General features: G+C 63.7%; 14 protein-coding genes. 5 read left to right on the top strand and 9 right to left on the bottom strand.

Annotation, left to right across the window (positions count from 1 at the left end; all coding sequences use genetic code 11):
• Positions 1-4: 4 nt before the first annotated feature.
• Positions 5-640 (bottom strand): orotate phosphoribosyltransferase, encoded by a 636-nt coding sequence (pyrE, locus tag TK90_RS00345; RefSeq protein ID WP_012981487.1) that lies wholly within the window; start codon positions 638-640, stop codon positions 5-7.
• Between the two features lie 103 nt (positions 641-743).
• Here pyrE and TK90_RS00340 point away from each other — a divergent pair, with 103 nt between their 5' ends.
• Together TK90_RS00340 and TK90_RS00335 are read left to right on the top strand one after the other, a co-directional pair.
• Positions 744-1,517 (top strand): exodeoxyribonuclease III, encoded by a 774-nt coding sequence (locus tag TK90_RS00340; protein ID WP_012981486.1) that lies wholly within the window; start codon positions 744-746, stop codon positions 1,515-1,517.
• Positions 1,518-1,538: 21 nt separating this feature from the next.
• Positions 1,539-2,966: an AmpG family muropeptide MFS transporter gene (locus TK90_RS00335; RefSeq protein ID WP_012981485.1), complete on the top strand. Its 1,428-nt coding sequence runs from the start codon at positions 1,539-1,541 to the stop codon at positions 2,964-2,966.
• 150 nt (positions 2,967-3,116) lie between these two features.
• On the opposite strand, the gene TK90_RS15210 is transcribed toward TK90_RS00335, so the two are convergent.
• The 3 genes from TK90_RS15210 to TK90_RS00325 form a co-directional block, all read right to left on the bottom strand.
• Positions 3,117-3,281 carry a hypothetical protein gene (locus tag TK90_RS15210; protein ID WP_012981484.1) on the bottom strand — a complete coding sequence of 55 codons (165 nt, stop codon included), beginning with the start codon at positions 3,279-3,281 and terminating at the stop codon, positions 3,117-3,119.
• A gap of 92 nt (positions 3,282-3,373) precedes the next feature.
• Entirely contained in the window at positions 3,374-3,886 is a 513-nt protein-coding gene (locus tag TK90_RS00330; RefSeq protein WP_012981483.1) for a peptidylprolyl isomerase, read from the bottom strand.
• Positions 3,887-3,902: 16 nt separating this feature from the next.
• The gene (locus TK90_RS00325) at positions 3,903-4,253 is read right to left on the bottom strand and encodes a hypothetical protein (protein ID WP_012981482.1); all 351 of its coding nucleotides are present in this window, start codon (positions 4,251-4,253) and stop codon (positions 3,903-3,905) included.
• Between TK90_RS00325 and TK90_RS15435 the strand changes: the two genes are divergently transcribed.
• Positions 4,243-4,377 carry a hypothetical protein gene (locus tag TK90_RS15435; protein WP_256364837.1) on the top strand — a complete coding sequence of 45 codons (135 nt, stop codon included), beginning with the start codon at positions 4,243-4,245 and terminating at the stop codon, positions 4,375-4,377. The two genes, TK90_RS00325 and TK90_RS15435, sit on opposite strands and share 11 nt — an antisense overlap.
• Before the next feature lie 33 nt (positions 4,378-4,410).
• On the opposite strand, the gene aprA is transcribed toward TK90_RS15435, so the two are convergent.
• The 3 genes from aprA to TK90_RS00310 are packed head-to-tail and all read right to left on the bottom strand — an operon-like array spanning position 4,411 to position 7,604.
• The gene (gene aprA, locus TK90_RS00320; protein ID WP_012981481.1) at positions 4,411-6,309 is read right to left on the bottom strand and encodes an adenylyl-sulfate reductase subunit alpha; all 1,899 of its coding nucleotides are present in this window, start codon (positions 6,307-6,309) and stop codon (positions 4,411-4,413) included.
• Entirely contained in the window at positions 6,309-6,788 is a 480-nt protein-coding gene (gene aprB, locus TK90_RS00315) for an adenylyl-sulfate reductase subunit beta (RefSeq protein ID WP_012981480.1), read from the bottom strand. Before aprB ends, aprA begins: the two co-directional genes overlap by 1 nt.
• 39 nt (positions 6,789-6,827) lie before the next feature.
• The gene (locus TK90_RS00310; RefSeq protein WP_017925623.1) at positions 6,828-7,604 is read right to left on the bottom strand and encodes a hypothetical protein; all 777 of its coding nucleotides are present in this window, start codon (positions 7,602-7,604) and stop codon (positions 6,828-6,830) included.
• A gap of 568 nt (positions 7,605-8,172) precedes the next feature.
• On the opposite strand from TK90_RS00310, the gene sat reads away from it, so the two are divergent.
• Positions 8,173-9,363, top strand: coding sequence for a sulfate adenylyltransferase (gene sat, locus TK90_RS00305; RefSeq protein ID WP_012981478.1), 1,191 nt, complete (start codon positions 8,173-8,175; stop codon positions 9,361-9,363).
• A gap of 69 nt (positions 9,364-9,432) precedes the next feature.
• Here sat and TK90_RS00300 read toward each other — a convergent pair whose 3' ends face one another.
• Both TK90_RS00300 and TK90_RS00295 read right to left on the bottom strand, forming a co-directional pair.
• A complete protein-coding gene (locus tag TK90_RS00300) occupies positions 9,433-10,038 on the bottom strand; it encodes a CBS domain-containing protein (protein ID WP_012981477.1) in 606 nt (201 codons plus the stop codon).
• Positions 10,039-10,164: 126 nt separating this feature from the next.
• On the bottom strand, positions 10,165-10,701 hold the full coding sequence (locus TK90_RS00295; RefSeq protein ID WP_012981476.1) for a metallophosphoesterase family protein: 537 nt from the start codon (positions 10,699-10,701) through the stop codon (positions 10,165-10,167).
• A 225-nt stretch (positions 10,702-10,926) separates the two neighbouring features.
• On the opposite strand from TK90_RS00295, the gene TK90_RS00290 reads away from it, so the two are divergent.
• Positions 10,927-13,788, top strand: a complete 2,862-nt coding sequence (locus tag TK90_RS00290; protein WP_012981475.1) for a molybdopterin oxidoreductase family protein — start codon at positions 10,927-10,929, stop codon at positions 13,786-13,788.
• Positions 13,789-13,943: the final 155 nt, after the last annotated feature.

Raw genomic sequence — 13,943 nt, 5'->3', positions numbered from 1 at the left:
CCGGTCAGACGCCGTATTCGGAGCGGTAGGCGCGCAGGGCCTCGAGGTGCTCGGGGGCGCGGCCGGTCTGCTCCAGCATCTGCACCAGGTCCCCCAGCCGGGCCACGCGCACGACCTCCAGGCCCAGTTCGTCCTCGACCTCCTGGATCGCCGAGCGCGCGCCACGGCCACGCTCTTCGCGATCCAGGGCAATGGCCACCGCCACCGGCGTGGCGCCCGCCGCGCGGATCAGCTCCACCGATTCACGGATGGCCGTGCCGGCGGTGATCACGTCGTCCACGATCAGCACGCGCCCGGCCAGCGGTGCCCCCACGATGTTGCCGCCCTCGCCATGATCCTTGGCCTCCTTGCGGTTGAAGGCCCAGGGGCGATCCATGTCGTGGTCGCGGTAGAGCGCCTCGGTGACGGCCGCGGCCAGCGGGATGCCCTTGTACGCCGGGCCAAACACCAGATCGAAGGCGACGCCGGAATCGACGATGGCCTGCGCGTAGAACTCGCCCAGGCGCACGAGATCGGAGCCCCGGTTGAACAGGCCGGCATTGAAGAAATACGGGCTTGTCCGCCCCGACTTCAGTGTGAACTCGCCAAAGCGCAGGACGTCGCGTTCCAGGGCATAGTCGAGAAAGGCATGGGCGGTCATCGCGGGGCTCCGGTCGGAAAACGCCGTATTCTGACACAGGCACGGCGGGATTCATCACGCCGGCCCTTTCCTGTACGCGCGCGCGCCGGTATCGTTCCCGGCCATGCGCATACTCTCGATGAACGCCAACGGCATCCGTGCCGCCGCCCGCAAGGGCTTCTTCGACTGGCTCCCGAAGACCGAGGCCGACGTGGTCTGCATCCAGGAGACCAAGGCCCAGATCCACCAGATTCAGGGCGAGCCTTTCCATCCCCCCGGCTATCACAGCGCCTATGTGGACGCGGTGAAACCCGGCTATAGCGGGGTCGCCCTGTACAGCCGGCGCCAGCCGGACGAGGTCATTACTCGCATCGGCTTCGAAGAAGCGGACAACGAGGGTCGCTACGTCGAGATGCGCTTCGGGGATCTGTCCGTGGTGTCGCTATACCTGCCTTCGGGCTCCTCGGGGGATCACCGGCAGGATTCCAAGTGGCGGTTTCTGGATTTCTTCCGGCCGTGGCTGGCCGAGCGCATGCAGGACGGGCGCGAGTGGGTGATCTGCGGCGACTGGAACATTGCCCACAAGGAGATCGACCTGCGCAACTGGAAATCCAACCAGAAAAACTCCGGCTTCCTGCCCGAGGAGCGCGCCTGGCTCGATCACTTGTTCGACGAGATCGGGATGGTGGATGTTTTCCGGCGACTGGACGACCGGCCCGAGCAATACACCTGGTGGTCCAATCGCGGCCAGGCCTGGGCGAAAAACGTGGGCTGGCGTATCGATTACCAGATCGCCACCCCCGGCATCGCAGAAACCGCGCGGGACCCGTACATCCATACGGACGACCGCTACTCCGATCACGCCCCGTTCTGGATCGACTATGACTACACCCCCTGATCGTCATCTGCGGGCACCTTCGTGAGCACAGCTGCCGAGTCGCAGAATCGGCCGAACCGCGACTGGCGCGAGGCACTGTCCGTCTACCGCCATCCGCGGGTGGTGGGCATGCTGTTCCTCGGCTTTGCCGCCGGGCTTCCGCTACTGCTGACGGGCGGCACCTTCACCGCCTGGCTACGCGACCTCGGGGTCGAACTGGCCTCCATAGGTTTCCTCTCCTGGGTGGGCATGGCCTACAGCATCAAGGTGCTGTGGGCCCCGATCGTGGACCGGATGCGACTGCCGCTGCTGACCCGGATCTTCGGGCGACGGCGCGCGTGGATGCTGGCGGCGCAGGCGACCATCATGCTGGGGCTGTTCGGGATCGCCTTCACCGACCCCACCGAACAGCTCTGGCTGGTTGCGGTCTGGGCGGTACTGACCGCCTTTGGCGCCGCCACCCAGGACATCGCAATCGATGCCTACCGTATCGAGGCGGTCAGCCAGGAGCGCCAGGGCGCCATGGCAGCCGCCTATGTCTTCGGGTATCGCGTGGCTTTACTGACGGCCGGGGCGGGGGCCCTGCATATTGCGGCCGCCGGCAGCTGGAGCCTGTCCTATATGGCGATGGCGGCACTGATGCTGGTGGGGGTGGTCTGCACCCTGATCGTGCGCGAGCCGGAGGTCGCGCCGCGCGACGCAAAGACCGCGCAACTGGAAGAGCGCGTGGTGCATTACATCAACAACACCTCCGACACCGGACTCTGGCGCGACTTCAAGGCCTGGTTCATCGGCGCGGTGGTGTGTCCGTTCGTGGATTTCTGGCAGCGCTTCGGGCGAATTGCGCTGGTGGTGATCGCGTTCATCGCGATCTTCCGCATCAGCGACATCTTCATGGGGGTGATGGCCAATCCGTTCTATCTCGACCTGGGCTTCACCAAGGACGAGATTGCCAACATCGCCGCCGCCTTCGGCCTGGCGATGACCCTGACCGGGGCCGCGCTGGGCGGCCTGCTGGTCGTCCGATTCGGGATCATGCGCATGCTGATCGCGACCGCCATCCTGGCCCCGGCCACCAACCTGACGTTCTCCTGGCTTGCCACCCTGGGCCCGGAAATCTACGGCCTGGTGTTCGCGATCATGGCGGACAACCTCTCCGGCGGGATGGCAATCTCGGTGTTCATCGCCTACCTGTCCAGCCTGACCAACTCGGCTTACACCGCGACCCAGTACGCCCTGTTCAGCTCGATCATGACCCTCCCGGGTCAGTTCCTGGCCGGCTTTACCGGGGTGTTTGCCGAGCACTTGGGCTGGTTCTGGTTCTTTGTGAGCTCCGCCCTCATTGGCATCCCCACCATTTTGCTGGCCCTCGCCCTGATGCGCTGGGCCAACCCGGACCGCATGGCCCAGCCGGGAAGGCCGCCGGAGTTGCAGGAGCCGCCCGAGGGGCCGGAACGCGCCCCCTCGTAGGGAGAGGCCGCAGTTTCAGGCGGCCGTTCGAGCGCCCATGCTCAGGCCGGCCCTGCCCTGCAAAAACAAAAACGTCCGCCGGCGATGAACATCGCAAGCGGACGGCAAGGCGCCCCAGTACCGAAGGCGCGGCTATCGGCTACCCCGGCGTCAGGGACGCTTCGGCGTGGTGTACTCCGCCTCTTTCTGGAAGGACTCCCAGATCGTCTCGTAACCGACGAAGCCCTTTTCGTTGGGCGGCATCTGGCGGGTCACCAGGTAACGGGACTTGCCGTCGGGGACCTGCGGGTGTTTCTTCTCGGTATCCTGGCTCATGGTTTATTCACCTCGCTTCGATGAAAAAGAGGGGATGGGAGATACGGGTCTCACTCCCCAGACTTATTGAAAGGCCGGGTGAACGGGCTCCATCACTCGATGGGCACCGCTCGTCCGCTGTCGATTTCCGGGCCCGACTCCACCTTGCCACCATGCTCGATTTCGTCCGCAGTGGCATCACGCACCAACAACACATTCAGCTTGAAAATCACCTGCCGACCACACAGCGGGTTATTGCCATCGATGGTGATCGTCTTGTCGTCGAGCCGCGTGACCAGAAAACTCTTGGTCTGGCCACGATCGTTTTCCATCAGGATCGCCGTACCGAGCTTGCGGTATTCCTCTGGCACGTTTTCGATCGCTTCCGTGATCACCAGAGACTCGTCGCGCGGGCCGTACAGCGCATTGCAATCGATGGGGACCTCGATGGTTTCGCCCTGCGCCTTGCCCTCAAGCTCGCCCATTACCTTGGGTGACAGGACCTCATTGACACCGTGCACATAGCCCAGCGGGAACTCCACCTCGGTCAGGACCTGGCCGGATTTCTCGTCGATGACCTGATAGTTCAGCTCAACGTACTTGTTGTCCTTGATTACATCTGTCATTCAAAGTCCCGCTGTCTTAGAAAATGGACGCACCGAAGATTCGCACTTCGCCTTCCTCGTAACCGAGGACCATGCGGCCGAGCCACTCGCCTTCTTTCTTCGTGCTGCGCACCCGATACAGGACCGTGACATGTTCGCCGCGGCGAATGATGCCGAGGAAATCCCAGTCCTCCTTCAGGTTGCGGGTCAGCTCGCTCTGGGCGAATTGCTTGCCCACCTCGACCTCGTTAAGGCCGAACAGCAGGTGGTAGGAGAACCGGCGGACGAATTTGCCGTACTGGCCCTTGTTCGAGTATTTGATCAGATCGTTCCACATGGGGTGGGCGATCTCCAGGATCTCCTCGTCGGAGTGATCGATGATGTTCATCGAGGTCTCCGGCATCGGCTGTGCTTCAGCTGCACTGGTCATGTTGAAACCCCCGGGGGTGACGGTTGAAAGAGAAGACCAACGCGCGAACGCGTTGGCCATCGCCGCTTGCCAGCCGTGGTGACGGGGCCGCAGCCGACCCCGTCACGTTAGCACCCTAGGCTTCCGCCTTCTCGGGCTCGGCCGGGGCCTCGTCCTTGTCGACCAGGTGATAGCACGGCGCCTTCTCCATGGTGTACTCGCCCGTCTTCGGGTCACGACGAGAGACGGTCAGGTGATGCCAGTTCTTGTCGTCGAGCTTCATGTAGTCGCCGCGGTAGTAGTAACCCGGCCAGCGGGTTTCCTTGCGGAACAGCGTGTGGTGGAAGACACTCTCGGCCGTGCGCACGCGGTGCTTCAGCTCCCAGGCGCGCAGCAATTCGTGGATGTCCTCCGCCGCCAGCTTGTCCAGGTCCTCTTCGAGGATGTGCATCTTCTTCAGGCCGATGTTGAGCAGCTTTTCGTTGGTCATGTAGCTGACCGTCACGCCGCCACAGTATTCGTCCATCAGCTTCTGCAGGCGGTCAAGACCCTGGCGCGGGTTGATGTAGTTCGGATTGACCGAACCGGCCACGACCTCGTTGCGGTAGATCTTGTAGTGTTCCAGCGGCTTGTAGATCTCCTCTTTGCGCTTGTTGATCTGCGAATCGGAGACGCGGATGCCATCGGCCTTGCCATCGTCGATGTACTTGCAGGCGGCCTTCGCGGCCAGGCGGCCCTCGGTGAACGAACCGGAGGAGAACGCATGTGGCGTCCCGCCCACGGCATCGCCGGCACCGAACAGGCCTTCGACGCTGGTCATGCGGTTGTAGCCCCAGAAATATTCGGGCGGGGAGACGTCCTCCGGACCGGAGCACCAGGCACCGCAACCCGTGGCGTGCGAACCCATCACGTAGGGCTCCGAGGTGGTCAGTTCGGGGTTCTCGTTCTTGGGGTCGACGTCAGTGGCGGCCCACAGCACGGCCTGGCCGACGGTCATGCCCAGGAAGTTCTCCCAACCCACCTCTTCGAGGTGCGGATCCTGGAAGGCCTCCATGGTGACCATGTGGATCGGGCCACGACCGGCATTCACCTCGTTCAGGAATGCGTGGTTGCGCAGGCAGGTCGGGATCGGGCGATGGGTTCGGTGGGAGGCCTCCGGATCCAGGTACTCCTTGCCGACCATCTCCTGCAGTTGTGGCCACCACTTGGACTCGTACTCTTCGCCGTTGCAGTTCTGCGTGCGGGTCTTCAGATGCAGGAAGTAGGCACCGACCGGGCCGTAGCCATCCTTGAAGCGGGCCAGCACGATGCGGTTTTCCATCTGGGTCATCTTGGCACCGGCGTTGATCAGCAAACCATAGGCCGAGCCGGAAGACCACGGCGCGTACCACACACGGCCCGCACCTTCGCCCACGGAACGCGGCTTGAAGATCATCGAGGCGCCGCCGGCGGCGACGATCACCGTCTTCGACTTGAAGACGTGATAGTTACCGGTGCGAACGTTGAAGCCCACGGCACCGGCCACCCGGTTCTCCTTGGACTCGTCCATCAGCAGATGGGTGACGCAGATGCGGTTGTAGATCGTATCGGCCGACTTCTTGGCGGCCTCGGCCACGATCGGCTTGTAGGATTCGCCGTGGATCATGATCTGCCAGCGGCCTTCACGCTGGTAGGCGCCCGTCTTCGGATCGCGCATCAGCGGCAGGCCCCATTCCTCGAACTGGTGCACGGTGGAGTCCACGTGCCGCGCCATGTCGAACAGCAGGTCCTCGCGCACCATGCCCATCAGGTCGATACGGGCGTAGCGGACGTGGTCCTCGGGGTTGTTTTCGCCCCAGCGGGTGCCCATATAGCAGTTGATCGCGTACAGGCCCTGGGCCACGGCCCCGGAGCGGTCGATGTTGGCCTTTTCGGCAATCACGACCTTCTTGTCCTGGCCCCAGAACCGGGCTTCCCAGGCGGCGCCCGTGCCACCGAGCCCGGCGCCGCAGACCAGGATGTCGATGTTGTCTTCGACGATTGTCTTGTAGGCCATCAGTAGTACACCCCTTCTTTCAGTTTGAGACCGGCGGCCTCCAGCGTGTGCAGATCCCCCTCATCCATGCGGATGTACTTGGGCTCGTTGAACAGTAGCTGGCTGTCCCGCATCGACTGATCCGGCGCGGGCACGTCGGCCAGCTGCGGGATATGCTTGCCCCAGGGTTTGGTGGTGATCGGCGACAGGAAATTCTTTTCCCGGCCGTCGCGGAACTTGATCTTCCAGGCGATGGTGCCGCGCTCTTCGTCGCGGTCGACGCGTACGCTGTGCCCCAGTGGCGCGAAGTCCGCGTAGCCGCGCACGTCAATGGCGTGGTGCGGACAGGCCTTCACGCAGGAATAGCATTCCCAGCACATGTTGGGCTCGATGTTGTAGGCGCGACGGGTCGTTTCGTCGATATGCATGATGTCTGACGGGCAGATGTCCACGCAGTACCCACAGCCATCGCAACGGGTCATGTATACGAAAGTTGGCATGGTAGTCCTCGATCGATGCTGATGTTCGGGTAAATGGCTTTAGTAGTGGTTGGGCGCTTCACGCTGGATACCCTTCCCCATCTCCATCGGCGCGTCACGCAACAGCTCCATCGAGTGGCGCTGCTGTTGCTCGGGGTCGTCACGCGTGAGGGTCGGGAGGTTCTCGGCGGAACCGTCAGCCCGGGTAAGGCGCTTCTGATAGGCCGCAGCGGGCTTGAAGAACATGTGCGCGAACTTGGACCAGTAAACCGTTGCGAACAGAGTCGTGGTGGCCGCGAGGAAGAGCGCGAAGAAGACCCAGCCGAGGGCACCGGCGCCCTGGGTCAGCGACCAAAGGATGGCGAACGTCGACATCGCCAGCAGCGACACGATGAACAGATCGGCACGGACCAGCTGGTACCAGCGACGGCCTTCGGAATTCACATCGACACGAATGAAGAACCAGAACCAGTAGCCACCGAAGGCGAGCGACAGGGCGCCCAGATGCCACAGGAGCGGCCACACGCCGGCGGCAGGCTCGGCCGCGTAGCCAAAAATCAGCACGGCGGAAGAGACGACGAAAACAATAAAGCCCCACATGGTGAAAAGATGGGAGGCACGACGCGTCGGATTTTTGAATTCGCCAGAGGTGATGACCTCTTTCCCAATGGTCTGCATCGCGAGCGAGAATTTTTCGCCACCACTCACGCTACGGGTCGCGTTCTTCTCGGCTTTCTTGGCGTTCTCGAAAAAGTACTTGGCACTCCTCTTGTGCATCATGTCGAGGATCGTGCCAGCAGCCACCAAGATGACCATGAGCACGACATACGCCTGCATTGCGGCTGGTGGGATAAACGCAGCCAGTTCGGCAAAGGGATTGCTAGTGATCACGGCGTCAGGCCTCCTCGAGTGTCCAATGGGCCCACTGAGTCTGTGATAAATCGTTCTTGCGCTTCAAATCAAAGTTGCTTGCCTCGACATAAGGGGAATGTATGGGTCGATATGCTAATTTAGGGAAACGCTAATCTATCAAGGTCGCCCGCAGACGGGCGCCCACCCCCAACGACCCTTCAGCCGGTCTTTACTTTGCAGCCCGCATCAAGCCCCCTGAACAATCGCAAAGCGCGCAGCGGCGGGCATTCCGCCCGAGCGAACCGGGGGCATTAAGCCCCGGGCTACAAGCCCCGATACCACTTGATCTGCACAGCCCTGCCGGGGTCGCGGCCCGACAGAGGGTCAAGTAACCCGGCGCTTTATGGACTATCTTGTGCTACGTTCAGGGTCGATTTGCAGCGCGCCCGGCCACCAGACGGGCTGGCCGCATGCGGCCCGAGCACGACACCCGGCGGGATAATCCGCCCAATCCATGCAGCCCACATCCAGCGTCGGCAGGAGATAAAGCCCCATGATCAAACCGCACGGTGCAGACACCCTGAAGCCCCTGTTTGTCTACGACCCCGAACAACACCATGCCCTGCTGAAAGAGGCGGAAAGCCTCCCCTCCGTGGTGATCAGCTCGGCGGCCGCCGGCAACGCCGTGATGATGGGAGGGGGCTATTTCACGCCCCTGACCGGCTTCATGAATGTCGCGGATGCGATGAACTGCGCGGAGAACATGCGGACCACCAGCGGCCTGTTTTTCCCGGTCCCGGTGGTAAACCTGTTGGAGAATGCCGACGCCATCCGCGGGGCCAAGCGAATTGCCCTGCGCGATCCCAACATGGAGGGGAACCCGGTACTCGCCATCCAGGAAGTCGAGGCCATCGAGGAGTTCACCCCCGAACAGATGGAGACCATGACGCAGAAGGTCTACGGCACGACCGACATGGAACACCCCGGGGTGGCCGCCTTCAACAGCGAGGGCCGCGTCTGCGTGTCGGGCCCTATCCAGGTGCTCCACTTCTCCTATTTCCAGGATGACTTCCCCGACACCTTCCGCACTGCGGTCGAGATCCGCAACGAGATCGCGGAACGCGGCTGGAACAAGGTGGTGGCCTTCCAGACCCGCAACCCGATGCACCGCGCTCACGAGGAGCTATGCCGCATGGCACTGGACCAGCTGGGCGCCGATGGCCTGGTGATCCACATGCTGCTGGGCAAGCTGAAGCCCGGCGATATCCCGGCCCCGGTGCGCGACGCCGCCATTCGCAAGATGGCCGAGATCTACTTCCCCCCGAACACCGTGATGATCACCGGGTACGGCTTCGACATGCTTTATGCCGGGCCGCGGGAGGCCGTGCTCCATGCGCTGTTCCGGCAGAACATGGGGGCGACCCACTTCATCATCGGGCGCGATCACGCCGGGGTTGGGGACTACTACGGACCGTTCGACGCCCAGACCATCTTCGACACGGAGGTCCCGAGCGACGCACTGGAGATCGAGATCTTCCGAGCGGACCACACCGCCTTCTCGAAGAAGCTCGGCCGCGTGGTCATGATGTGTGATGCGCCCGACCACACGAAGGAGGACTTCGTGCTCCTGTCCGGCACCAAGGTGCGCGAGATGCTGGGCCGCGGCGAGGCACCCCCGCCCGAGTTTTCCCGCCCGGAGGTGGCCGAGATCCTGATGGACTACTACCAGAGCATCAATCAGTAACCGGGCTCGACTGCGTCAAAGCCCGGAAACAGAAAAGGTGGCGGGAGATCCCGCCACCTTTTTGCGTTCTCAGTAGGTCTTCGACAATGCCGCCTGGATCTCGGCGAAGGTCCGCGCGACATCAAAGGTCTGCACCGACACGCCCAGTTGGCGGCCAATCTGCGTGGCCGAGAACATGCCCCGGATGCGGGTCTCGCCGGTCGCCGGATCCGTCTGGCCCACGAGCGCATGCTGACGCCCCCAGTCCTTCAGGGTTGCGATGATGTCGCCAACGTCCGCCTGCATCACCCGTTGCATGTCCAGAAGATCCACATCATCCAGGGGCGCCATCAGGTCACGGACCCGGAGGTCCTCATGCCGCAGACCACGCTCATTCACCATCTGGATCGGGCGCTCCCCCTGCGTATCGCGAGCCGTAATCAACCCGCGCACCTGCCGCGCGTCGTCGACCACGATCAGCAACCGCACACCCCTGGCAATCATCTGCTCCGTCGCCTGACCGAGGGTCGCGTCGGGACCAATTGTGGCCACCGGCACTCGGCGGAAGTCGGTCAGCACACACAACGCGGAGGAGGCCAGCGTAACCCGCGGTTCCTCGTCGGTTACCTGCTGAAGCCCGGTTCCGGGAGCTGCCTTGCTCGATGGCAGGGGCTTGTGCGGGAATTCTGCGGTCATCGCATTTCTCCATCCAGGGTGGGAACCTAGACGATGCCCTGAGATGGGCGCGCTGACAAGCGGGTCCCGTCTGACGAAACCGCGGGGCGGCGCAGCGCCGGGGAGGCGCCAGGGAACCCCGATGGGTCACTCGATTCCGGCTGCTGCCTCTTCCGGCGTTGGCCGGATCTCGAACGACATGCGGTCGAGATCCCCCAGCGCCCAGGTCGCCTCGGGCGCGCCGAGACCCGCGACCGTGCCGGGATTCACGACCCAAGTGGAGCCATCCTGCACATGCGGCTGCTGACGGATCTCGGTCTCGTGGCTGTGGCCGCAGCAGACCAGGTCGTAGTCACCCGTGCATGCCATCGCATGGGCGTAATGGGGGTAGTGCGTGACGAAGATGCGGCGCCCCCCCAGGGTGATCGTGGCATCCAGCCCGTAGTAGTGCAGCAGGCCGTTGGACTGATGGGCGATGCGCGAGATCGCGACCGGGTCCCCCAGGTTGTTGCCATGCACCGCGTGTATCGGCACACCCAGCTTCAGCGAGGCCCGCAGCGTATTGCCGCCGATCACGTCGCCACAGTGGATGACCGCCTCGGCGCCCTCGACAATACCGGCCTCGATCGCGCGGGCCAGCATCGGGCCGCGGTCATGGCTGTCGGAAACAATGCATACCTTCATGGGTTCGCAGGCCTCTGTTGCCAAATTCCAGTGCCGGGACGATAACACTGCCGCGCCCCGCCCTGCCCCCGGGCCCAATTCGAGGCATCCGAACGAGCACGCAGAATCCATCTTTGACTCCCTTGTGGTGGGCACCCCGGAACTGCATAGTGGGGGTAACCCCGACCGAAGTAAGGGGTATTGCAGTATATCGCGATTGTCTAACTTACAAGGCGTTGACGATTTATGGCACAGACCCCGTCGCACGAAATCAAGAACACCACCTGTTACATGTGCGCCTGCCGCTGCGGCATCCGGGTGCACCTGCGCGACGGGGAGGTACGGTACATCGACGGCAACCCCGAGCACCCGATCAACGAGGGCGTGATCTGCGCCAAGGGCGCCTCCGGGATCATGAAACAGCACTCCCCGGCGCGGCTGACCCAGCCCCTGCGGCGCAAGCCCGGCGCCGAGCGGGGCGACGGCGAGTTCGAGCCGATCTCCTGGGAGGAGACCTTCGAGATCCTCGCCGAGCGCCTCGGGCACATCCGCGAGACCGACCCGAAGCGCTTCGCGCTGTTCACCGGGCGTGACCAGATGCAGGCCCTGACCGGGCTGTTCGCCAAGCAGTTCGGCACCCCCAACTACGCCGCGCACGGCGGTTTCTGCTCGGTGAACATGGCCGCCGGCATGATCTACACGATCGGCGGCTCGTTCTGGGAGTTCGGTGGTCCCGACCTGGAACGCTCGAAGCTGTTCGTGATGATCGGCACCGCGGAGGACCACCACTCCAACCCGCTGAAGGTGGCGATCTCCAAGTTCAAGCGCCAGGGCGGGCGCTTTATCTCCATCAATCCGGTGCGCACCGGCTACTCCGCGATCGCCGACGAATGGGTCCCGATCCGTCCGGGGACCGATGGCGCCCTGCTGCTGGCCCTGATCCACGAGATCATCAACAAGGGCCTGTACGACCGCGACTTCCTGGTCCGCTACAGCAATGCCGGCCAGCTGGTGAACATGGACGAGGACCAGGACGAGTTCGGCATGTTCCTGCGCACCGAGGATCCGCCGGAAGAAGGCTGCTACGACGCGCAGAACCAGCTCTGGTGGGATCGCAAGACCGGGCGCCCGGTCGCCACCCACACCCCGGGCGCCGACCCTTACCTGCTCGGAGAATTCACACTCGACGACGGGACACGGGCGAAGCCCTCGTTCCAGCTGCTGCAGGACCGGGTCGCGGAGTACACCCCGGAATGGGCCGAGCGCGTCACCGGCATAGCGGCCAAGGATATCCGCCGCCTGGCCCACGAGATGGGCGTGACCGCGCGCGATCAGCGCATCGAGCTGCCGATCGCCTGGACCGATTCCTGGGGTGTGGAGCACGAGTCGGTGACCGGCAACCCGGTCTCCTTCCATGCGATGCGCGGGCTGGCCGCACACTCGAACGGCTTCCACACCATCCGTTCGCTGTCGATCCTGATGTCGCTGCTGGGCACGATCGATCGCCCCGGTGGCTTCCGCCACAAGGCCCCGTTCCCGCGTCCGATCCCGCCTTGCGCCCGCACGCCGAAGGGGCCGGAGGGCGTTCAGCCCGGCAAGCCGCTGGACGGCATGGTGCTCGGCTGGCCGGCCAGCCCGGACGACCTGTTCGTGGACGACAAGGGCGAGCCGGTGCGACTCGACAAGGCCTTCTCCTGGGAGTACCCGCTGGCCGTGCACGGCATGATGCACAACGCGATCACCAATGCCTGGCGCGGCGACCCCTACCCGATCGACACCCTGCTGATCTTCATGGCCAACATGGCGTGGAACTCGACCATGAACACGGAAGAGGTCCGCAAGATGTTGAACGACAAGGACGACAACGGGGAATACAAGATCCCGTTCCTGGTCGTGGCGGATGCCTTCCAGTCCGAGATGACCGCGTTTGCCGACCTGGTGCTGCCGGATACCACCTATCTGGAACGCCACGACGTAATGTCGATGCTGGATCGCCCGATCTCCGAGTTCACCGGCCCGGTGGACTCGGTGCGCATCCCGGTGGTGCCGCCCAAGGGCGAGTGCAAGCCCTTCCAGGATGTACTGATCGAGCTCGGGTCGCGCCTGAAGCTACCGGCCTTCGTGAACGAGAAGGGCGATCGCAAGTTCCGCGACTACCCGGACTTCGTGGTCAACTACGAGACCGAGCCGGGCTCCGGCATCGGTTTCCTGGCCGGCTGGCGCGGCAAGGGCGGCGAAAAGTCCCTGCGTGGCGAACCCAACCCCAACCAGTGGGAGATGTACGCGAAGAACAACTGCGTCTTCCAGTACGAACTGCCGCGCAGCTACCAGTACATGCGTAACTGGAACAAGGGCTATCTGGAGTGGTCGCAGCGCAACCGCATCACGCGCTATGGCGAGCCCGTGCTGATCCACCTCTACTCCGAGGTGCTGATGAAGTTCCGCGCCGCCGCCCAGGGCAAGGGGCCCACGCGCAAGGCGCCGGCGCACCTGGCCAAGCGCGTCGAGACCTTCTTCGACCCGCTGCCCTTCTACTATGACCCGCTGGAACACCAGTCCACGGACAAGCACACCTACCCGCTGGCGGCCGTCACCCAGCGGCCGATGGCGATGTACCACTCCTGGGACTCCCAGAACGCCTGGCTGCGCCAGATCCACGCCCACAACCTGCTGTACGTGAACGCGCGCACCGCGCGGGCCGCCGGCATCGAAGACGAGGACTGGATCTGGGCGGAAAGCCCCTGGGGCCGGGTGCGCTGCATGGCCAAGTACTCGGAGGCTGTCGAGCCCGGCACCGTCTGGACCTGGAATGCGATCGGCAAGGCCGCGGGGGCCTGGAACCTGACCCCGGGCGCCAACGAGTCACGCAAGGGCTTTCTGCTGAACCACCTGATCTCCGAGGAGCTGCCGGGGCAGAGCGGCCCGATCTCGAACTCCGATCCGGTGACTGGTCAGGCGGCCTGGTATGACGTCCGCGTACGAATCTACAAGGCCGAAGAAGGGGAGCCGCAGGAGACCTCTCCCCAGTTCAAGCCGCTCAAACCGTACCCCGGCCAGTCCACACGGGCACGTGTTTTGAACTTCTTTGCGGGCCTGGGGAAACGCTGAACAATGTACACACTCGCGTTGGCACCCCAGGTTTTCCGAGACAAGGCGCGGTGCGCAGCCGGTAGTGGTTCTACCGGCAAGAGCCGCAACGCTGGATCGGGGAACCTGGGGCGCCAACCCCACAAACCATTGAAAAGCAGGGGCTCGGCCGCTTT

The organism is Thioalkalivibrio sp. K90mix, from assembly GCF_000025545.1.
GTDB lineage: Bacteria > Pseudomonadota > Gammaproteobacteria > Ectothiorhodospirales > Ectothiorhodospiraceae > Thioalkalivibrio.
The sequence above is the reverse complement of the archived record's forward strand: the minus strand, read 5'-3'. Positions and strand labels throughout refer to the sequence as shown.